This is a genomic window from Idiomarina xiamenensis 10-D-4 (assembly GCF_000299895.1).
Lineage (GTDB): Bacteria > Pseudomonadota > Gammaproteobacteria > Enterobacterales > Alteromonadaceae > Idiomarina > Idiomarina xiamenensis.
This window is the reverse complement of the sequence record NZ_AMRG01000003.1, coordinates 223,431-242,117: the sequence shown is the minus strand read 5'-3', so window position 1 is coordinate 242,117 and position 18,687 is coordinate 223,431. Positions and strand designations below refer to the sequence as shown.

21 protein-coding genes and 1 pseudogene are annotated in these 18,687 nt (G+C 51.0%); 18 read left to right on the top strand and 4 right to left on the bottom strand.

What is annotated here, in order from left to right:
• Nucleotides 1-370, top strand: a pseudogene (locus A10D4_RS14165) (single-stranded DNA-binding protein); the annotation flags it as partial.
• Between the two features lie 209 nt (nucleotides 371-579).
• Here A10D4_RS14165 and A10D4_RS03690 read toward each other — a convergent pair.
• A complete protein-coding gene (locus tag A10D4_RS03690; RefSeq protein WP_008487821.1) occupies nucleotides 580-1,251 on the bottom strand; it encodes a 2'-5' RNA ligase family protein in 672 nt (223 codons plus the stop codon).
• 189 nt (nucleotides 1,252-1,440) lie between these two features.
• On the opposite strand from A10D4_RS03690, the gene A10D4_RS03685 reads away from it, so the two are divergent.
• The 6 genes from A10D4_RS03685 to A10D4_RS03660 all read left to right on the top strand — a co-directional run bounded on the left by A10D4_RS03685 (nucleotide 1,441) and on the right by A10D4_RS03660 (nucleotide 5,649).
• Nucleotides 1,441-1,866 carry an Rrf2 family transcriptional regulator gene (locus A10D4_RS03685; protein WP_008487820.1) on the top strand — a complete coding sequence of 142 codons (426 nt, stop codon included), beginning with the start codon at nucleotides 1,441-1,443 and terminating at the stop codon, nucleotides 1,864-1,866.
• A 143-nt stretch (nucleotides 1,867-2,009) separates the two neighbouring features.
• Entirely contained in the window at nucleotides 2,010-2,408 is a 399-nt protein-coding gene (locus A10D4_RS03680) for a hypothetical protein (protein ID WP_008487819.1), read from the top strand.
• Nucleotides 2,409-2,497: 89 nt separating this feature from the next.
• Entirely contained in the window at nucleotides 2,498-2,905 is a 408-nt protein-coding gene (locus tag A10D4_RS03675; RefSeq protein ID WP_008487818.1) for a DUF3224 domain-containing protein, read from the top strand.
• A gap of 144 nt (nucleotides 2,906-3,049) precedes the next feature.
• Nucleotides 3,050-3,538, top strand: a complete 489-nt coding sequence (gene slyA, locus A10D4_RS03670) for a transcriptional regulator SlyA (protein ID WP_008487817.1) — start codon at nucleotides 3,050-3,052, stop codon at nucleotides 3,536-3,538.
• On the top strand, nucleotides 3,535-4,596 hold the full coding sequence (locus A10D4_RS03665; RefSeq protein WP_008487816.1) for an HlyD family secretion protein: 1,062 nt from the start codon (nucleotides 3,535-3,537) through the stop codon (nucleotides 4,594-4,596). The genes slyA and A10D4_RS03665 overlap by 4 nt, the downstream gene beginning before the upstream one ends.
• A 24-nt stretch (nucleotides 4,597-4,620) precedes the next feature.
• Nucleotides 4,621-5,649 (top strand): DUF2955 domain-containing protein, encoded by a 1,029-nt coding sequence (locus A10D4_RS03660; protein WP_040502428.1) that lies wholly within the window; start codon nucleotides 4,621-4,623, stop codon nucleotides 5,647-5,649.
• Nucleotides 5,650-5,653: 4 nt separating this feature from the next.
• On the opposite strand, the gene A10D4_RS03655 is transcribed toward A10D4_RS03660, so the two are convergent.
• From A10D4_RS03655 to A10D4_RS03645, 3 genes are all read right to left on the bottom strand, one after another.
• Nucleotides 5,654-6,007: a hypothetical protein gene (locus A10D4_RS03655; RefSeq protein WP_008487814.1), complete on the bottom strand. Its 354-nt coding sequence runs from the start codon at nucleotides 6,005-6,007 to the stop codon at nucleotides 5,654-5,656.
• 72 nt (nucleotides 6,008-6,079) lie between these two features.
• Nucleotides 6,080-6,451, bottom strand: coding sequence for a hypothetical protein (locus tag A10D4_RS03650; protein WP_008487811.1), 372 nt, complete (start codon nucleotides 6,449-6,451; stop codon nucleotides 6,080-6,082).
• A 28-nt stretch (nucleotides 6,452-6,479) separates the two neighbouring features.
• Entirely contained in the window at nucleotides 6,480-7,712 is a 1,233-nt protein-coding gene (locus A10D4_RS03645; protein ID WP_008487810.1) for an adenosine deaminase family protein, read from the bottom strand.
• Between the two features lie 201 nt (nucleotides 7,713-7,913).
• Between A10D4_RS03645 and A10D4_RS03640 the strand changes: the two genes are divergently transcribed.
• From A10D4_RS03640 to A10D4_RS03590, 11 genes are all read left to right on the top strand, one after another.
• The gene (locus A10D4_RS03640; RefSeq protein ID WP_008487809.1) at nucleotides 7,914-8,495 is read left to right on the top strand and encodes a thymidine kinase; all 582 of its coding nucleotides are present in this window, start codon (nucleotides 7,914-7,916) and stop codon (nucleotides 8,493-8,495) included.
• Nucleotides 8,496-8,566: 71 nt separating this feature from the next.
• Complete coding sequence (pyrC, locus tag A10D4_RS03635) at nucleotides 8,567-9,616, top strand: dihydroorotase (RefSeq protein ID WP_008487808.1); 1,050 nt, start codon at nucleotides 8,567-8,569, stop codon at nucleotides 9,614-9,616.
• A gap of 95 nt (nucleotides 9,617-9,711) precedes the next feature.
• The gene (locus A10D4_RS03630) at nucleotides 9,712-11,322 is read left to right on the top strand and encodes a methyl-accepting chemotaxis protein (RefSeq protein WP_008487807.1); all 1,611 of its coding nucleotides are present in this window, start codon (nucleotides 9,712-9,714) and stop codon (nucleotides 11,320-11,322) included.
• Nucleotides 11,323-11,342: 20 nt separating this feature from the next.
• Nucleotides 11,343-12,260 (top strand): phospholipase A, encoded by a 918-nt coding sequence (locus A10D4_RS03625; RefSeq protein WP_008487806.1) that lies wholly within the window; start codon nucleotides 11,343-11,345, stop codon nucleotides 12,258-12,260.
• Nucleotides 12,261-12,517: 257 nt separating this feature from the next.
• Entirely contained in the window at nucleotides 12,518-13,405 is an 888-nt protein-coding gene (locus tag A10D4_RS03620) for a type IV pilus biogenesis protein PilM (protein ID WP_156812073.1), read from the top strand.
• Nucleotides 13,402-14,007, top strand: a complete 606-nt coding sequence (locus tag A10D4_RS03615) for a PilN domain-containing protein (protein WP_008487804.1) — start codon at nucleotides 13,402-13,404, stop codon at nucleotides 14,005-14,007. Before A10D4_RS03620 ends, A10D4_RS03615 begins: the two co-directional genes overlap by 4 nt.
• Complete coding sequence (locus tag A10D4_RS03610; RefSeq protein WP_008487802.1) at nucleotides 14,007-14,657, top strand: hypothetical protein; 651 nt, start codon at nucleotides 14,007-14,009, stop codon at nucleotides 14,655-14,657. The genes A10D4_RS03615 and A10D4_RS03610 overlap by 1 nt, the downstream gene beginning before the upstream one ends.
• A complete protein-coding gene (locus A10D4_RS03605) occupies nucleotides 14,650-14,976 on the top strand; it encodes a thioredoxin domain-containing protein (protein ID WP_008487801.1) in 327 nt (108 codons plus the stop codon). Before A10D4_RS03610 ends, A10D4_RS03605 begins: the two co-directional genes overlap by 8 nt.
• Nucleotides 14,973-16,649 carry a pilus (MSHA type) biogenesis protein MshL gene (gene mshL / locus A10D4_RS03600; RefSeq protein WP_008487800.1) on the top strand — a complete coding sequence of 559 codons (1,677 nt, stop codon included), beginning with the start codon at nucleotides 14,973-14,975 and terminating at the stop codon, nucleotides 16,647-16,649. The genes A10D4_RS03605 and mshL overlap by 4 nt, the downstream gene beginning before the upstream one ends.
• Entirely contained in the window at nucleotides 16,649-17,554 is a 906-nt protein-coding gene (locus A10D4_RS03595) for an ExeA family protein (RefSeq protein WP_008487799.1), read from the top strand. Before mshL ends, A10D4_RS03595 begins: the two co-directional genes overlap by 1 nt.
• Nucleotides 17,551-18,687, top strand: a complete 1,137-nt coding sequence (locus tag A10D4_RS03590) for a tetratricopeptide repeat protein (protein WP_008487798.1) — start codon at nucleotides 17,551-17,553, stop codon at nucleotides 18,685-18,687. The genes A10D4_RS03595 and A10D4_RS03590 overlap by 4 nt, the downstream gene beginning before the upstream one ends.

Below are 18,687 nucleotides of genomic sequence, written 5' to 3'. Positions count from 1 at the left end.
GCAAACACGCAAATGGCAAGGCCAAGACGGTGTTGAACGTTACACCACCGAAATCGTCATCAACGAGATGCAAATGCTCGATTCGCGCATGGGTGGCGGTCAACAAGGTGGCGGCTTTGCTGGTGGTCAATCGCAAGGGCAGTCAGGTGGCTTCGGCGGCCAACAGGGCGGCGGTTATAACCAAGGCGGTGGACAACAACGCCCAGCCGCTAGCAGCAACAGCCAAGGCGGCTTTAGCCAAAACAACGCGCCACAACAGGGCGGCGGTTTCGGTGGTCAGCAACAACAACGCCCAGCGCAACAAAATAACATGCCCGAGCCCGAGCCATTCTCGCCGGATGGCGACTTTGATGATGATATTCCGTTCTAACGCTGAACACTTAGCAAGGCAACAGCAACCGCTTTCCAAAAGCCCCAACTACGGGGCTTTTTTATTAACTTCACAAAAGGCTCAATAGTAAAGTGATTGGGTTGAATCACCGATTGAAAGACGATATTCGGCGTACGGTTTACAGCCTTTAAACGCTAATTTGCAGCTATATCACGCTATCACTGTGAGTGGAAAAACTGATTACCTAGCTATTTATACTCAGCAAAATAATAGCGCGCGACCACCTCTGCTAATTGGCCTTGCGCGTCACTAATGGCGATGCCGATGCCAATGATCTCACCGTCTGCATGCGGTGGCTGTTGCTGTAAACGCTGTGCAACTTCTGCCAGCTTGGGGCTGGCTTCGTTGGCGAGCAAGGTCAAGTGTGGATCGTAATTTTGAAACACGTTGGGACTACCATAGCGTTCAAAGGCCGCAATTTTGTTGGGGTAGTGCTTTACCCAGCCAGGTAATTCGCTATCGCTGTCACGCAGTGGCGCAAGCGCCACGGTCACTTCATCGGCCAGTCGCTGCAAGTCGTTTGAGGTGTTTAAGTCGATAAACGCCCAATTACTCGGGCTGACGCTAAAACCGTGCGCCGTTAAGACAAACGGCTGCTGGTGCTGTGCGATATGCTCGACACGTTGCTTAATGTCATTGATTGCTGTCAGTGGGTAGTCGGTGAGATAGAGAGTGGCGTGTACCGGTAAACCCTGTGCATAAAAGCTACTGATACCGTTTGCTTGTAACTGTTTACTGGTGTCCGCAACCACTTGCTCCAGCGCTGCCGAGGGAATGGCGAAGACGTTAATACTGCGGCTATCTGCAGCATTGACTGGCAACGCTAACAGTATAAATAACACGACAAACAGGCGAGACATACGTTGGCTCCTAGCTAAAATCCTTGCTCCAACGCCGATTCTAACGCAATCAATCGACATTGCCAGCGCCAACGACGCTCTCTAAGGGGCCAGCTTGGCCGATGGTTGTAGTTGTCGTTAGCGTTTTATACACTCACGTAACCTACATTGATACATCTACGCGCTGATACGCGCCCTAAGGACACCTGAGTGAGAACCGACAGTCGTTTGTCGCGTATGTTGCACGTGCTATTACATATGGCGCGCGACCAGCAACCGAAAACCTCGCAACAAATTGCCACCATGCTCAGTACCAATGCTGCGGTGGTCCGCCGTACGATGGGCGGTTTGCGCCGTGCCGGTTATGTGCAGTCCGAAAAGGGACACGGCGGTGGTTGGCGTATCGCTTGTGACTTAAATCAGGTCTCACTGTACGATATCTATCAAGCGGTCGGCACCGAAAAAATCTTCACCATTGGCTTTGATCATAGCCATCCCGATTGTCTGGTCGAACGCGTGGTTAACGACGCTATCGGCGAAGCCTTAAGTGATGCGGAAAGACGACTGATAAAGCGTTTACAAAGTGTCTCGTTGGGCGATCTTGCTCAGCAGTTTAGTCGCCGCTATCCCACCTAAATCGTTGTCAGCCTAACACCGACCTTGCTGCCCAAAAGATGCAGCAAAGGCTAGATTATTAATCGAACAAATGATACTTTTATTGTTACATGATGCTTTTAAAGTTTCATGAATACGATTTCATCGATTCTACGAGGTCTGTTATGAACGAATTCTTTAGTGCAGATATTGTTAACAATATCGCCGTTTGCGTGGTCATCGCGTTGGCAGCGTCTAGTGTGTCATTAACCATGACGCAAACTGAGATCTTTGCGCCATGGCGAAACCTGATGCGACGTGTTCACCCGCAGGTTGGTCATTTGTTTCAGTGCTTTTATTGTTTGAGTCACTGGTGGGTGATTGCTGCCACGGTGCTGCTACAGCCGCGCTTAGTACATAGCGGTTATGGGCTAGTGGACTGGTTTATCGCGACGTTTGCCACTATCACCGTCACCAGTTGGATCAGTGGCTTATCGTTTAAAGCATTTTTAATGGCGATGGCTAAGGGCAAGCAAGAAATCGAACTGAAAGCGCTGTTAGCAAAGTCCAACGACTCGGCTTAGGCGTTAACCGCTATCGACAACTGCGCAAAACTGGTGCAAGTTATCAGGTAATAGACTTCGCTGTAGTCGTGTATGTCGAGGAGCGTTAAATGCAAGCCGCAGGACAGTTTAAAGTTAGCCTGGAGCCAGTCGATTTAGGCATGAGTGTAAAGAGCGCCGCAGATGCCGGTCAACAGTTTGCCCGGCAACTGCTCAGCAAACAGTATGAGGGAGACTTAGTCGCCACCAGTGTAGGTGAAATGCTGAGCGTTCGTATGGCTAGTGAGCAAGCGGCCGGGTACGTCGCGATGGAGCAGGTGGTGGGGCAGCTGTTAGGGCGTCAGGGACAATTTGTGTTGCAGCATTTTGGTACCCTGCACAAGCAGCGCAATCGTCTTTTATTAGAGGTGGTACCGGGTTCCGCGGATGGTGAATTAGCGGGGTTGAGCGGTAGTATGCAAATCTTTATCGACAACGGCCAACACCGCTATGAGTTTGACTTCTACTTACCGACTTAAACGATCTTAGCCGTTAACCAGAGTTTACAAAACCGACCATTAGGGTCGGTTTTTTGTTTCCGGAAAAGAACACGCTTATTTACTTAGCTTGCTAACAATGCTATTTTAATTAGCATGCTTAGTAAGTGAGGTGAAACAGTTAGCATGTCTTTTCAAGAACACATATTACGGCAGTTATCGGTACCCGAGCGTTTAGCCCGGGTAGCGCGCTTGTGGCAAGCCGTCGCTGACCACGAACTGACGCCGTTGGGACTGACCTATCCGCGCTGGAGCGCGCTGTGGAAATTGGCGCGATTGGGCGACGGCATCAGTCAAAAGCAGTTAGCGCAAGCGTTGGAAATTGAAGTGGCTTCGCTCATGCGGACCTTGGGTCAACTAGAGCAACAACAGCTCATTGAACGGCGCGGTTGTGAGACCGATAAACGTGCGCGTTTGGTATTTTTGACCGAACAAGGCAAAGCGTTCGTCGCGCAACTAGAGCAACGCATTCTAAAAATCCGTCAGCAATTACTTGAAGGTGTCAGCGACGCCGATGTAACCGTTATGCGTCGGGTTCTAGATAGCATTTCGAATAACGCCAATTATTGGCTGCTAGCGCAGCAGCAATCACAATCCCCAGAGGAGGACAAATGAGCGCCGATCAGCAGTTTGCGCGCTGGGTTCGCATCGCTATGGCAGGCTTTATCTTGCTATTTGGTTACTTTTTGCTGGCCGACAGCGCTATTCCACTTACCCCGCAGGCAATGGTCACGCGCGTGGTTACACAAGTGGCACCGCAAGTCAGTGGGCCGGTGAGCGAAGTGCCGGTGCAAAATAACCAAGACGTCGAAGTCGGTGATACGCTATTTCGTCTCGACCCGCAGCCTTATCGTCTTGCCGTGCAGCAGGCTGAGTTGGCGTTGCAACAAGCGCGACGCCAGAACCAACAACTTGATGCACAGGTGCAAGCCGCCGAAGCGGCGTTAGCCGCAGCGCAAGTGAAAGCCGATGAACAGCAACGCGAAGCCAAGCGTATCAATGGACTCTACGCCGATGGCAGCGCCTCGCAGCAGCAACTCGATCAAGCCCAAAGTTTAGCGCAGGCGGCGCGTGCTGATGTGCGTGCCGCGCAAGCGAGCGTTGCTGGTTTACAGGTGCAGCGTGGCGAGCGCGACGACGAGCAGAATTTACGTTTACAACAGGCGCAGAACGCCTTGGCGCAAGCGCAGTTAAACTTGGCTTATACGCAGGTAAAAGCCGAGCATGCGGGTCAGGTCAGTAATCTGCAGTTACGCCCTGGTGCTTATGCCCGTGCGGGTACGCCGGTGATGGCGTTGGTAGCGAACGACATTGATATCGTCGCTGACTTCCGCGAGAAAAACTTACGCCAAGTGCAACCCGGACAGCGTGCATTATTGGTATTTGATAGCCAGCCTGGAGTGGTTTACGAAGCCGAAGTCAGCAGCATCGATGCTGGCGTTGGTGCTGGCCAACTGAGTGCCAACGGCAGTTTAGCTAACCCGGTACAGTCTAACCGCTGGGTTCGTGACGCCCAGCGTTTGCGTGTCCACCTTACCCTACAGCAAGCACCGCAAACGCGCTTAGCGGCGGGCTCAAAAGCCACCGTACAATTGGTGCCCGACAATGGTTTGTTAGCGGCATTGGCCAGCGCGCAAATTCATGTCATGGGCTGGTTACATTACATTTATTAAGTGGGTAACGAGGCCATGAGCGAGATGCTGCGACAATCAATGAGCAATAACGATCTACGCCAATGCCTACGCATTACCGTGGGTGCCAGTGTCGGTTTTTGCTTCGCTAAGGTATTTGGCTGGAGTTACGGTGTATTTTTTACCGTACTGCCGATGCTGTTATTGGGATTGGTACCGGTGATGAACGGCCATGCGGCAAGGCAGTTGCTTGCGGCGGGGGTGATGTGCGCATTAGAGGTGGGCATCATCGGCGGCTTACTCGGGGGGCAACCCGTCGCTATGACCATCGTTGCCTTTGGCCTATTTTTATATCGCTTTCGTTGCATGGCGCGCGGGCCGTTATTTTTATTCGGCGCTAACGGCGTGCTAATGCTCAGTATCATGCTGCATTTTGCCAGCTACCCCGATACCGATGTGAATCAGCTGATTGCCAGCAACTTGGTGGCAACCTTGCTCTCTATCGTTATCGCTTATATGTTGACGGTGTTTATTCCCGACGTTGAACCACGGCAGCCACCGCCAGCGCCCGTGCAAGGTAAAGAAAAGCATCGCATCCGGCACGAGTCGTTGCTTGGCGCCGGTGTCGCAACACTGTCATTTCTGGCCTTTCAAATATTGGATTTACGCGATTCCATGTCGGCTCAGGCGACCACCATTTTGGTGTTGTTTCCGATGCACTGGAATGGTGCCTTAATCTACGCCAGAAGGCGCGCGATGGGGACGATTTTAGGCGTTGCCTATGGTTTATTAGTGCAGTTGGTGTTGTATGATTGGTACGACAACCTATTACTCATTTTGCCGTTATTCATGTTCGGTACGCTGATTTTTTCCAAGCTACATATTCGCGAAGCCAGCGGTGCGGGTATCGGCTTTGGCGCGTTAACCACATTAGGTATTTTGTTCGGACAATACCTGAGTCCTAGCAGCGACTTAGTCTTTAGCGGACTCTATCGGGTTAGTAGTACGTTGGGCGCCATTGTGGTGGCAATGTTTGCTTGTTATTGCCTGCACAAATTACTCAATCAATTTGCCGCGACGCGGTTTGGCCATTGAGTATTTAGGCGCTGGTTTCAATCAGGCTGCCGGGCGGCAATTCGTCGCCGTTACGGCGGCGAGCGGCTTCCTCAAATAATTGCTCTTTTGCCGCATACAAATTGTCGAGCTGCTCACGCTCTTTATCGCTCAACTGACCTTTGTTTTCGAGCTCGTCAATGCGTTTTTCCAGTTCTTCAAGCTTTTCTGCGTCGACGCCCAAGCGATTTAACAGCAATTGCCGATTAACTTGTTGCTGAAAGCTACTCTCTTGCTGCGGTTTTGACTCGGCCTGGTTAAGCGGCTCGCGAATATTAACCGATTGACGGGTAAAGCTCTGTGCGCTGACATCGCTAGAAATAGCGGGTAAGTTAAGCATAACGGTTGCTCCTGAACGCCGTTGCTAAATAACTGATCAACGAAGTCAGGAGCAAACATTGTGCCAACCTATTTAGGTTTTGCTAGGTAGCCGTAACCAACTGATGAGCGTAAACAACACTTGCGCGAGTATCGGTACGGCCATTAAAAACAGGCCCATGCTTAACTGTTGCTCGCCCTCGTGCTGTGACAGCCAAGCATAAAAACCTAACTGCGACAGTAATAAGAGTGACTCAATTACGCGTAAGGTCCAGCGTTTCGGGCCATCGGGTCGATTCGCTAACAAACAGAGCAAGCCACCGATGACTGGTACAACCGTGACATAGAGGTTGGGCCAGTATTGCTCGATGGTGTGGCTAATTCCATCGGGAATACTCATCAGATATAGCATCAGTAGTAGCCAGATGATGCTGACAATAACACTGGGAATGACGTAACTTCGCATAACTATCCTTGCTCTGTTGAGGTGTCGCTTAATCGATGCTCAAACCGTGCGCGGCGGCAACTTTGTCAAAATATTCGATGTTTTTCTTCGCATAAGCCCGTTTAGCAACGTAATCGCCAGCGAAAAAGTTCTTTTTAAAGCCGTAGGCCACCATATCTTTAAGGCGCTTAACCGGCACATCAAAATTATCTAACGCGAGTTGGTACTCGTTACTGACGGTGGTACGCGAAACTAGACGGTTGTCGGTACATATCACCGTGGCTAAACGGTTATCCAGCATATGCTTGAAATTATGATTACTAATATCACCGATAGCTGGATTGGTTTGCAGGTTGCTGGTTAGACAAACCTCGACCGCAATACGGCGGTCGGCAATGTAAGAGGCCAGATTGTGGCTGTAGGTTTGTTTGTCTTTAATGTTCTCGTCGCTGATCATATCGGGCGAAAACAACGAGTAGCCGTGACCTAAACGGTCGGCATAGCACTGTGTCAGTGCTTCAAAAATACTCTCCGCACCATAAGCTTCGCCCGCGTGCACCGTTTTTAATAAGAAGTTTTGGTGGGCATACTCATAAATTTCTTTAAAGTCACTGGCAGGGTAACCGATTTCTTGCCCGGCAATGTCTAAACCGACAATCGGCATGCCCTCTTCGTCACGCAAGCGAACGCTGGCGCGCACTAACTCCATCGCTGCGGTTTTGATGACCTGCATCGGTTCAAAGTCACGCATGAGTTGGAACAGTTGGGTGTAGTATGGTGAGAAGCCTTTCGCACCAAACATGCGCATGGCGCAACAAATGATGCCGTAGTCAAATGGTGGTTTGTCGCCATTTTTGACGTCGGCTTGGGCATTATATTCACGCTTGGCTCGCGCTAAACCATCATTGGTCACTTGTAATACGGTGTCCATGGTAACGCCTGCCGCAGGGTTCATCAGCAACTGCGGGGCAAAACGCACTTCAATATAATTAACCCCTTCGTTTTGGTTGTCGATGGCCAATTCATAGGCGGCTTGCTCTAAGTTTTCTAAGTCACGCAAGACGGCACAGGTATACTGGAAACCATTCAAGTACTCGCCTAAATTTTGATAGTGAGATTTAAAAACTTCGCTATACAGGCCGTCAACGGTATAAGTGGGCAGTTTTACGTGCGCGCGCTTAGCCATATCGATCAAGCTATCGATACGTAATGAGCCGTCTAAGTGCAGGTGCAGGTCGGCTTTTGGCATGGCTTTAATGAATTCGGCAGTATAACGAGGCATGGCAACTCCTAATAAATGAATGAGGGGGCTGCGACCGAACCGATAGCGGCGCAATGCAAGCGAACCCGCATTGTTGCTATCCGTTTGCTCATCAGCAACAGGTTACAGTCGTTGTAATCATGCCATAAAATCGCTATAACCACCGCCTTTAGTTCGGATTTTTCCGGTAATTTTTGCCAATCACAGGCTGATAAACAGATTATGGCATCGCTCTATTTTACTTACTCGGCAATGAATGCCGGTAAAAGCACTTCCTTACTGCAAGTGGCGCATAACTACCAAGAACGCGGCCAGCAAGTGCTGTTATTAACACCAGCCATCGACGATCGTGCTGGCAACGGACGCATTGCTTCGCGGTTAGGCATAGCGCGTGAGGCGCTTAGCTTTACCCCACAAACGCCACTTCGGCAGCTAATTCAAGAGCAGTTACGCAGTCGCACTATCGATTGTGTGTTACTAGACGAAGCACAGTTTTTAACCGAGCAACAAGTATGGCAACTGAGCGATACTGTCGACATCGAGCAGCTACCGGTGATGTGTTACGGCATTCGTACCGACGCCTTTGGTAAAGCTTTTCCGGGCAGCGCGACGCTGCTGGCGATTGCCGACAAGTTGGTGGAAATGAAAACCATCTGTCATTGTGGCCGTAAGGCCACCATGTCGCTGCGCGTCGACGCCAATGGTCGTGCCGTCAAAGCGGGTGCACAAGTTGCTATTGGTGGCAATGAACGCTATTTATCTTGCTGTCGTCAACATTGGAAAGAAGCGATGTCGCTGGGTTAACCGATGGCAGTGCTTGACGGCTTCGGTATAATAGCGATAAGACCCTCTTAGCAAGCAAACAGGAACTCCGCATGAGCAGCGAATTTAGCATTCCCACCCCCGATGATTGGCATTTGCACCTTCGCGATGGTGAGCTTTTAAATACCACAGTCGCGGCGACCGCCGCAGTATTTGAGCGAGCGGTGATCATGCCCAACTTAGTGCCGCCGGTAGTGACTGTTGAGCAAGCGCTAGCTTATCGGGAACGTATTCTAGCGGTATTGCCGAAGAGTATGAGCTTCACACCGTTGATGATGCTATTTTTGAGCCCCCAGACTACGGTTGATGAAGTTAAAGCCGTTGCCGACAATCCGCATATGCTCGGTTTCAAGATGTATCCGTCGGGTGCTACCACCAACTCAGATAGCGGTGTGAGTCGGGTCGAGGCTATGTACCCGCTATTCGAAGCGATGCAAGAGCACGATGTACCCTTATTAGTGCATGGCGAAGTGACCGATGGCGAGATTGATATTTTCGACCGCGAAGCGGTGTTCATTGAGCGCCATTTACGCCCCATTAGCGAGGCCTTTCCGCGCTTACGTTTAGTGCTTGAGCATATCACCACCGCACAAGCCGCCGACTTTGTTGAGCAAGCACATGCACGGGTGGCGGCCACTATTACCCCACAACATTTATTAATGAATCGCAACGACCTGCTGGTCGGCGGCATTCGTCCTCACAATTATTGCTTGCCGATTTTGAAACGCCGTGAGCATCAATTGCGTTTGCAACAGGCGGCATTGTCCGGTAATCCCAAGTTTTTCTTAGGCACCGACTCGGCGCCGCACGCGCGTGATAAAAAGGAAGCGCCATGCGGTTGTGCCGGATGCTATTCGGCGCCAGCGGCGCTGCCATTGTATGCCGAATTTTTTGCTAGCCATGATGCGCTCGATAAACTGGCCGATTTCGCCTCTCATTTTGGGGCCGATTTCTACGGCATAGCGCGTAATAGTAGCCATATCACTTTGCAAAAAAATGCCTGGCAAGTGCCCGCCAGTATTACCACCGCAGTGGGTCCTATTACGCCTTATTGGGCTAACGAGGCGCTGAGTTGGCAGGTACAAGGCGGTAAGCAAGGTTAACCCGATAACCAGCAAGCCGGCTAACTAAATAAAGCTGCAAAATGACAAAAAATTGCCGATAGTAGAGCAAGACAACGACCCTAATGGAGGGTGCCATGAGATTGGTCACCAAATTAATCGTTGCTTTTGCTCTGGTCATCGTCTTGGTGCTGGCGTTAGCAACGGTCGCGTTAAATAGCCTGACGACCCTACGTAATGCCACAACCAGTACCGAACATAGCTATCGTATGGTGGCATTGGCCGAGAGTATTCGCGCGCATATCAATCGCATTCAGTTGGGCCAGCGCGGCTTTGCGTTTACCGCTGACGAAGCATTTTTAGTCCCTTACAACGAAGCTAAGCAAGCGTTCAGCGATACGCTAGCTCAGTTGCAGCAGGGCATGCCGGAAGAGAAAAAGCGGCTTGACGCGATTGCCGAGCGCTATCAGATATGGTTAGAACAAGCGGTCGATCCGATTATTGATATTCGCGACATGTATGGCCCGGGAAGTTATGGTTTAGAGCAAGTGGCATCGATGATCGCTCGCGATGAGGGCGCTGCCGGGTTGGCCGATTTGAATCGGCTCGTGGATGATTTTAACGCCGCCGTAGAACAGCGCTTGGCGGCTAGTAAACGCGGTAGCGAGCAGGTATTGAGCACTGCCACGTGGGTGCTGTGGCTGGGCAGTGCGTTGGTGATTGTGATCGCTATTGCTGCCGCCGTGGTGATGCGGCGTCAGCTTAATCATCGCTTACGGGCAGCGGTAGCAATCGCCGAAGCTGTGGCGGCGGGACGTCTGGATCAAGCGATTGATGAAACTGGTCGTGACGAAATAGCCGTGCTACTGAGTTCACTGGCCAATATGCAAACCCAGTTGCGACATATGTTAAGTGAGATCAGGCAAACCGCTAGTGAACTGAATAACGCCGGTGATACCGTGTCGACCACCGCTGAACAATTATCGGCGTCGTCCGACGAGCAATCTAACGCGTCTAACGCGATTGCCACATCGGTGCAACAATTATCGGCCAGTATTCAACATGTTGCCGATAACGCTCAACAGGCGCAGCGTATTTCTACCGAGTCGCGTGATAATACCGAGCAAAGTTCGCTGGTGATGGAACAAATGGTCGCTAGCATTACGCGTATCGATGAGGTGGTACGTGCGGCGGCGAGTCGAGTGCGAGAGCTTGGTCAACAATCGCAAGAAATTAATGCCATCGTGGGCGTGATCAAAGGCATCGCTGATCAAACTAACTTACTGGCCTTGAATGCGGCTATTGAAGCAGCGCGTGCCGGAGAGCAAGGGCGAGGTTTTTCAGTGGTGGCCGATGAAGTACGTACGTTGGCGCAGCGTACCTCAAGCTCAACCGACGACATTGAGCGCATGGTGGGGCAAATTCAGCAGGGTACGCACGCTACCGTTAAACAAATCGAGCAGGGCGTTGATGCGGTTGCGCAAGGCGTTGATTACGCCGCTCAGGCCGGTTCCGCCATTACCGAGATCCGTGACAGCTTCGAGCGCGTATTAGCGGTGGTCGCCGATATCAGTCAAGTGTTGGCGGAGCAACACCAAGCCAGCGCCGAAGTCGCGCGACATGTGGATGGCTTTGCCGGCATGGCACAACAAAATAAAGAAGCCACACAACATACCAGTGTGACTGCACATCAGTTACAGTTGTTAGCGAATCAATTAAATCAAGCCATTGCTAGGTTTCGAGTTTAATCGTTAGGAGTACTCAATATATGTTAAAGCGCACAGGGATGCTGCTCGGGCTGTTTTTAGCAACGAGTGTGCAGCCGTTATGGGCTGCACAGCCGCAACAGGTAGCGACACAGCAACAGCCGGAAAATCCTTATCAACAACCGTTGCAGGAAGAAGAAGCTGAGTTACAGCAGCGCTTGCGATTAGGGCAGTGGGGCGACGACGATGGTATCAATGAGCCGGCTTTATCGATTAATGAGCCGGTTTATTTTATCGTCGGCCAGGACCCATTTGGCGACGATGACGATATTAAAGCGCGTTTTCAAATCAGTTTTAAATACCGGATGTTTTCTGAAGATGGTTATGTGGCAGATTTATTACCCGTCATGAAGCACTTTCATTTGGGTTATACACAAACCTCGTTGTGGAATTTGAGCGCTGATTCAAAACCCTTCGAAGACTCCAGTTATCGACCGAGCTTTTTTTTCGAGTTTGATAAAGTTAATGATGGCTGGTTACCCGATTTCTGGCGCACTGGCTACGAGCATGAATCTAACGGTCAGGCCGGTGAAGAATCACGCAGTATCGATATGTACTATATTCAACCGGCATGGACATGGGACGTGGGCGACCGTGAATTGATGTTTGCGCCGAAGTTCTACGGTTATTTAACCAAAGGTGATGAAAACGAAGATATCGATGATTATCGGGGTTACGTCGATATGCTGGTGCGTTATGGTCATGAAGATGGCGTGTTGGCATCTTTGACCGGGCGTTTAGGTAATGCTGGTAAAGGTAGCTTGCAATTAGATTTGTCGTATCCCATTCGCGAGAAAATTTTTAGCCGCGCTGGCGGTTATATTTATTTGCAGTTATTCCATGGTTATGGCGATAGTTTTTTAACGTACGACCAGAAACAAGATTTACAGGTGCGCATTGGTTTTGCCATCGTTCGTTAAGATAGCTTGTCGCGAGTCGTGGGCTGTTGCTATTTGTGTTAGATCATATCTTTAGCGGAAATATGACTAGCATCAGCCCTATACAATGGCATACAATAAATTAACAATAACTATGCTTTTGGCTTACTTTGGCAACCGGAAATAAGCGCCAATTTAAGCGATTAAGTAATCAACTTTAATGACTTGCTGCTGGGGTTAATATCGGCTTGGCTTTTTTTCTGCGAAATAAACAAAAAAGCAATTATCGTGTCTCGCTTGTGCTGCATCAGCACGAAGTCGCGTTAGTGATCGAGAAAGGTCAGGCGGATAACGTGCAAGTCGTGGTTAACGACAGTGAAGCCTACACAGGTGGTAGCGATGACTGGTTGGCGGCGTTTGCTCGTATTCGCCAACGCTACGCTCGGTTACCCCTCAAACAAGCGCAAGTACACGTGGTATTGGGTAGCGATTATTATCAAGCGGTCGCCATCGACCGGCCTAATGTTGCTGCTGACGAGTTGGCCGCTAGCTTACGTTGGTCGCTGCGTGACTTGGTCTCGTTAGCGCCTCAGCAGATGGTCGTTGATTATTACGAGCTGCCTTATCAACCGCTTAGTAGTAACAAAGTGGTCGCGGTGGTGGCCGATCGGCAGTTACTCATGAGCGTTATCGCTGCGGTTGCCGATGCCGATATGTTACTGCACAGTGTCGGTATCTTTGAGCACGCAGTGGCTGCACTGTTTTTAGACCAAGAACAACCCTTATTGCTGTTTACGCACAGCGCCCCGCAGCAACTGTTATGTCAGATCATTTATCAAGGCAAGTTAACCTTCTCGCGCCAGTTGCGAGCACCGGTTGACTGTCAGCGTTTAAGTGCCGAAGAAATCGAATTGGGTGCGTTGGACGCGCTCAGCATCGAATTGCAGCGATCGATGGATTACGTTGAGAGCCAACTTAAGCTGGCGCCGGTACAGCAAATTTTGGTGATGGTGAGTTGTCCCCAACAAGCACTATTGGTGGATAAGTTGCATCAATTGATCGGTGTAGCGACCCGCTATTGGTCTTATCCGGCCAGTGTTGATGAGTTAGCGGCGGGTGATTATAGCGACGTCGCTGGTTTAGGCGGCATGCGCCAACTACGTGAAATGCTGAGGGTTGAAGCATGAAGCTATGGGTCAACCTCTATCAAGCAGATTTGAAACCGGTAGTGCAGCGTTTAACGCTCACCCGAGTGCTGCTCGCGGCTGCTGCAATTTTACTGTTAGGCATCGTGATTAATACCGCGTTGTCGCAGTGGCTGGCGCATACGCAAGCTCAGGTCACCGAATTACAGCAGCAATTAAAGCGACAGACGCAACAACAGGCCGAGCTGCAACAGCAGTTGGCACAACACACCGGTGACGCCGAATTATTGGCGGCAGTTGCTGATTTACAAACGCGTTTGCAACATAAACAACAGCTATTAACGCAAGTACAGCAATTGCCACAGCAACAGCAATTAGCCTTGGCGCAACTGCTGACCGATTTGGCCAACTTACCGCGGCAGCCGCTATGGCTGACCGATATTCAAGTCAGCGCTGATCAGTTGATACTCATTGGGCGTGCCCAGCAAGCCGCCAGCTTACCGCGCTGGCTCGATAGTTTTGCGCAAGCGCCGAGTTTACAACAACGTCGTTTTGATGTGGTGTCGCTCGACCAAAATCAGCAAGGCGTGCTGCAATTCACGTTGCAAACGCAGCTATCGCAACCGACGTCGGAGGCACCCTAATGGCAACCGATTTACGTCAGCGCTTTGCTCAGTATCAAGCACGTTTCCAACAGTTAGACCGTCGTCAACGGCTGTTATATAGCTTAGTGGCGTTATTGCTAATCGCTGTACCGCTGTTCAGTCGTGGCAGCATACCGCTGTGGCAACAGCAGCAACAACAACAGCAACAACGGGCGCTGTTGCAGCAGCAATTACTCGAGCAGCAGCAAACCACGGCAGCGCTGCAGCAGGCGCTGCAAAAAGATCCTAATGAAGCCTTACAAGCACAACGACAGCAGTTACAGCAGCAGTTGCAAAGCATTGAGCAGCGCTTGCAGCAACAACCTGGCATGGTGCCAGCTAGCCAACGCCGCTTGTTGCTAGGCGCAGTGCTGGATGCCGCCGCGCCGTTAAGCATTAATCGAGTGAACGCTATGCCTGCGCAGGTGCAGATTCAAGCCGGTGACGATAGTGTATTGTATCAACATGGCTTACAGTTGACGGTGCGCGGCGATTACTTTCAAGTGCGAGACTTTTTACGGCAAGTCGAAGCACTGCCGTGGTCGACTCACTGGCGCTCCATCAATTATAAAGTCCTTGATTATCCGCAAGGAGAAGCCGTCATCGAACTTTATACCGTGAGTACGGATAAGGAGTTTGTCGGTGTTTAAACGACTTGCACTACTGTTGAGCATCGCCGCGAGCCTGATCGCGACGCCGTTAGCGGCGCAAGAGCACGATCCGACTCGGCCGCTCGATTTGCCCGCTAGTACGGCAGCTGAGCAACCATTAGAAGTACAGATTATCAAATCTGGGTCGCGGCCCAGTGCGGTGATTTCAGGACAGTTAGTCCGCCCCGGTGATACCATTCAAGGCTACACTGTGGTTGCTATTAATACGCAACAAGTCAGTTTAAGCCGTGCTGGTGAGCGCATAGAACTGAGTGTGTATTCGAGCGTAAAAAACAGCGTTAAGGGTAACGAGGAATGATGATGAAACGGTTGGCTTTATGGCCGGTGCTGGCGCTAGTAGCGTGTACGCAAGTACCCGAGCGACAGCCTAAAGAAGCGCAGCGGATGCTTAATGAAGCAGCCGCCACTGCACAAACTAACGCGCAACAGAAACCGGTTTTGCCCAATTCGGTGCAATCGCAGCTACAGTTGGATGCCGGCGGTTTGTCAAAAGATGCGGCAGTGATGTTAGCGGAACCACGTTTTAACGTGCAGGCGAAAGACGTCAGTGCGAACGCTTTCTTTAACAGCTTGGTGGCCGATACCGATTACAACATCGCTGTGCACCCTAAAGTCGACGGTAGTATTTCGTTGAGCCTAAAAGACGTGACACTGGACGAAACCTTGGCCGTGGTGGCTGACATTTACGGCTATGAAATCCGGCGTAACGGTCGCATGGTGCGCATATTCCCAGCCGGTATGCGTACCGAAACCATGACCTTAGATTATTTAGCCTTACAGCGCTTGGGCATTTCACAAATGCAAGTGTCGGCTGGCGGGGTACGTGACGAAGAACGCAATGGCTACGGTAACAACCGTAATAATAACAGTTCGGTCAGCCAAAACCGCAATAACAACAATTTCTCTAATCCCATGCTGGGCGGTGACAATGGTTCACAGTCCAACCAAGTAGGTAATAGCTTACAGGGCAACGGCTCTAGCATCGCCAGCCAGTCAGAAACCAATCTTTGGCAACAATTGCAGGAAACCCTCGAAGGAATTGTCGGTTCTGGCTCTGGTAGCCGCGTCGTGGTATCGCCGCAAGCGGGCCTAATATCGGTAACCGCCTACCCCGAACAATTACGTGCTGTACGCGAGTTTTTAAGTACTGCCGAGCGGCGTTTGCAGCGGCAAGTGATTTTAGAAACGCGGGTGATCGAAGTTACGCTTAATGACGAGTACCAACAGGGGATCAATTGGGCGCAAGCGATTCGTAATAACACCACCGTATCGTTCACCGGTGATACCACCGGTAACAGCATCTCGTCGGCCATTGGTGGCGTGTTTGGCATCACCTTCCAAGATCAGAATTTTGCTGGCGTGATCAACCTGCTACAAACTCAGGGTAACGTGCAGGTGCTGTCTAATCCGCGCGTGAGTGCTGCCAATAACCAAAAAGCGGTGATTAAAATCGGTGACGATGAGTACTTTGTTACCGATGTCTCAACCACTACCGTGACTGGCACCGCCACTACGACCTCTCCGAATATCGAACTGACGCCGTTCTTTTCGGGGATTGCGTTAGATGTCACGCCGCAAATCAGTGACAACGGTGATGTGGTATTGCACGTGCATCCGACGGTGGTCGAAACCACCGAGCAAGAAAAAGTGGTGCGCTTGAACAACGATGAGTTCGTGTTACCGCTGGCACAAAGTAACATTCGCGAGTCAGACACCATTATTCGAGCCCGTAATGGTGAAGTGGTGGTGATTGGCGGCTTAATGCAAAACAATGTGACCGAGCGCAAATCGAAAGTGCCATTGTTGGGTGACATTCCGGGGATTGGTGAATTGTTTACCAATCGTCAGCAAATTGAACAAAAGAAAGAGCTCATCATTTTGCTGCGCCCGGTAGTGGTTGGTGCCGACACTTGGCGCCAACAAATCGAGCGCTCGAGCGATATTCTGAAGCGTTGGTATCCAGATAATTAATGTATTTAGCACATTATGGGTTGCATGAACTACCGTTCACGTTAACGCCAAATACCAGCTTTTACTGCGATCTAGCGGGTCATCGGGACGCGCTAGAAGTGCTATTAACGGCGCTGAATAGCGGCGAGGGGTTTATTAAGGTGGTGGGTGAAGTGGGTACCGGTAAAACCCTCTTGTGCCGTCAATTGCTGAATGAAATTCCGCAGCACTACACCACTGCATACATTCCTAATCCTTATCTGTCACCTGTCGAGTTGCGGCAGGCGATTGCGCACGAGTTAGGAGTTCAGTTGCCAGACACTGATAACCAGCAACAACTAGCTCAAGCTTTGCAACAGCGCTTGCTGACGCTCAGTGGCGAAGGCCATCCGGTGGTGATTATTTTGGATGAGGCGCAAGCGTTACCGGACGATAGTTTGGAAGCGTTACGGCTGTTATCAAATTTGGAAACCGAGCGCCGCAAGTTGTTGCATGTGATTTTATTAGGGCAACCGGAATTGGATCAACGTTTAGCCTCACCGTCGTTAAGGCAGTTGCGGCAACGCATGAGCTTTTCCTATCAGCTAACGGCGCTCAACTTGCAGGAGACGGCAGGTTACATTTCACATCGCTTACAAGTTGCTGGCTATCGTGGGCCAGCGTTATTTTCGGCAACATTGGTGACGCAGTTACACCGTGCCAGCCGTGGTATTCCGCGATTAATTAATGTGCTGTGCCATAAAATGTTGATGTTAGGTTATGGCGCTGGTCGTTATCGTTTAGGTCATGAAGATCTGAGACTGGCGGTATTAGACACCGATGACGCTAGCTGGCAACGACGTTCGCGTTCGACGGTGCTGATTAGCCTGCTATCATTTTCTTTGATAGCCGCATTTGGCTACGTTTACTGGAGCCATTTGGCATGAGTGTGATCAATAAAATGCTGCGTGATTTAGACAAGCGCCAACAGCAGCCAGGCCAGCAACCGGCGGCAACGGCCGCTGCGCAAATGCCCTCGAGCGGTATCGGTTTATGGTGGCTGGTGATCATCATGGTGGCACTGTTGTTGGCCGTCATCGTCGCTTTTGCTTGGCAGTTAAACAGCGATAAGCCGGTACTGCAGCCGCAAGTTAATAGCGCGCAGCCTGCCTCGCCTGAGCTGGAGCCGACTGCTGCTGTGAATGACGGCACAGCAGCAACCGCGACAGCACTTTATAGTGTGACACCAGCCGTCAGCCCCCAGAATTCGCCGACTGTGCCGGCGGAAGTTGTCGATGATGACCGCCAGCTGCAGACTGAGCCGACGTCGACTAGCGCTGAACTCAATACCCTGGAAGTTCGATCTGAGGCCGAGCAACCGCCAATCATCGAGAAAACGACGACGCCTACGGTAGCTGCTGAGCAATCCCCTCAAGTGAGTCAGTCGACCGAATCACCTAAGTCCGAGCAGATGTCGGTCGAGCAGGTTCAGTTGAGCCCAAATGAGTTGGCCGAAAAGAAATACCAAGCGGCGCTCGATAGCTTACAAAAAGAGCGTCCCGATAGTGCCGAACAATTATTCAAAGATGCACTGGCACTCAACCCTGAGCATATTCAAGCGCGGTCGCGGCTAGCGGCACTCTGGTACGGACGCGGCAACGGTGGTGAAGCGCTGCAAGTGCTGGCGCGGGGGGTAGCGCTGCTGCCACAGCAACCTGACTGGCGTTTATTACAAGCGCGTATTCAGCGTGCGCTGAGCGACGACAATGCGGCGCTGGCTAGCTTGCAGCAGGTGTCGGTAGCGGTAGCACAAATGCCAGATGTGTTTATTTTACGGGCAACGCTGGCGCAGCAGCTAGGTCAGTATCAACAAGCGCTGCAGGACTACCAACGTTTACACCAATGGCAACCGGATGACGCACGCTGGTTGTTGGGAGCCGGGGTTGCCAGCGAATATTTAGAACAACCTGACAGTGCCCTGAGTTATTATCAGCGCGGTTTAGCCGCTCGCGAGTTAAGCCAGTCGTTACAGCAGTTTATGCAGCAGCGGGTGCAACAGTTGGAGGAGCAGGGTGAATAG

Excerpts from the sequence above, each read along its gene's own strand:
- A10D4_RS03690 (WP_008487821.1), bottom strand. The coding sequence starts at position 1,251 with ATGTCTCGCCTGTTTGTCGTGTTATTTATACTGTTAGCGTTGCCAGTC.
- A10D4_RS03680 (WP_008487819.1), top strand. The coding sequence starts at position 2,010 with ATGAACGAATTCTTTAGTGCAGATATTGTTAACAATATCGCCGTTTGC.
- A10D4_RS03675 (WP_008487818.1), top strand. The coding sequence starts at position 2,498 with ATGCAAGCCGCAGGACAGTTTAAAGTTAGCCTGGAGCCAGTCGATTTA.
- slyA (WP_008487817.1), top strand. The coding sequence starts at position 3,050 with ATGTCTTTTCAAGAACACATATTACGGCAGTTATCGGTACCCGAGCGT.
- A10D4_RS03665 (WP_008487816.1), top strand. The coding sequence starts at position 3,535 with ATGAGCGCCGATCAGCAGTTTGCGCGCTGGGTTCGCATCGCTATGGCA.
- A10D4_RS03660 (WP_040502428.1), top strand. The coding sequence starts at position 4,621 with ATGCTGCGACAATCAATGAGCAATAACGATCTACGCCAATGCCTACGC.
- A10D4_RS03655 (WP_008487814.1), bottom strand. The coding sequence starts at position 6,007 with ATGCTTAACTTACCCGCTATTTCTAGCGATGTCAGCGCACAGAGCTTT.
- A10D4_RS03650 (WP_008487811.1), bottom strand. The coding sequence starts at position 6,451 with ATGCGAAGTTACGTCATTCCCAGTGTTATTGTCAGCATCATCTGGCTA.
- A10D4_RS03645 (WP_008487810.1), bottom strand. The coding sequence starts at position 7,712 with ATGCCTCGTTATACTGCCGAATTCATTAAAGCCATGCCAAAAGCCGAC.
- A10D4_RS03640 (WP_008487809.1), top strand. The coding sequence starts at position 7,914 with ATGGCATCGCTCTATTTTACTTACTCGGCAATGAATGCCGGTAAAAGC.
- pyrC (WP_008487808.1), top strand. The coding sequence starts at position 8,567 with ATGAGCAGCGAATTTAGCATTCCCACCCCCGATGATTGGCATTTGCAC.
- A10D4_RS03630 (WP_008487807.1), top strand. The coding sequence starts at position 9,712 with ATGAGATTGGTCACCAAATTAATCGTTGCTTTTGCTCTGGTCATCGTC.
- A10D4_RS03625 (WP_008487806.1), top strand. The coding sequence starts at position 11,343 with ATGTTAAAGCGCACAGGGATGCTGCTCGGGCTGTTTTTAGCAACGAGT.
- A10D4_RS03615 (WP_008487804.1), top strand. The coding sequence starts at position 13,402 with ATGAAGCTATGGGTCAACCTCTATCAAGCAGATTTGAAACCGGTAGTG.
- A10D4_RS03610 (WP_008487802.1), top strand. The coding sequence starts at position 14,007 with ATGGCAACCGATTTACGTCAGCGCTTTGCTCAGTATCAAGCACGTTTC.
- mshL (WP_008487800.1), top strand. The coding sequence starts at position 14,973 with ATGATGATGAAACGGTTGGCTTTATGGCCGGTGCTGGCGCTAGTAGCG.
- A10D4_RS03595 (WP_008487799.1), top strand. The coding sequence starts at position 16,649 with ATGTATTTAGCACATTATGGGTTGCATGAACTACCGTTCACGTTAACG.
- A10D4_RS03590 (WP_008487798.1), top strand. The coding sequence starts at position 17,551 with ATGAGTGTGATCAATAAAATGCTGCGTGATTTAGACAAGCGCCAACAG.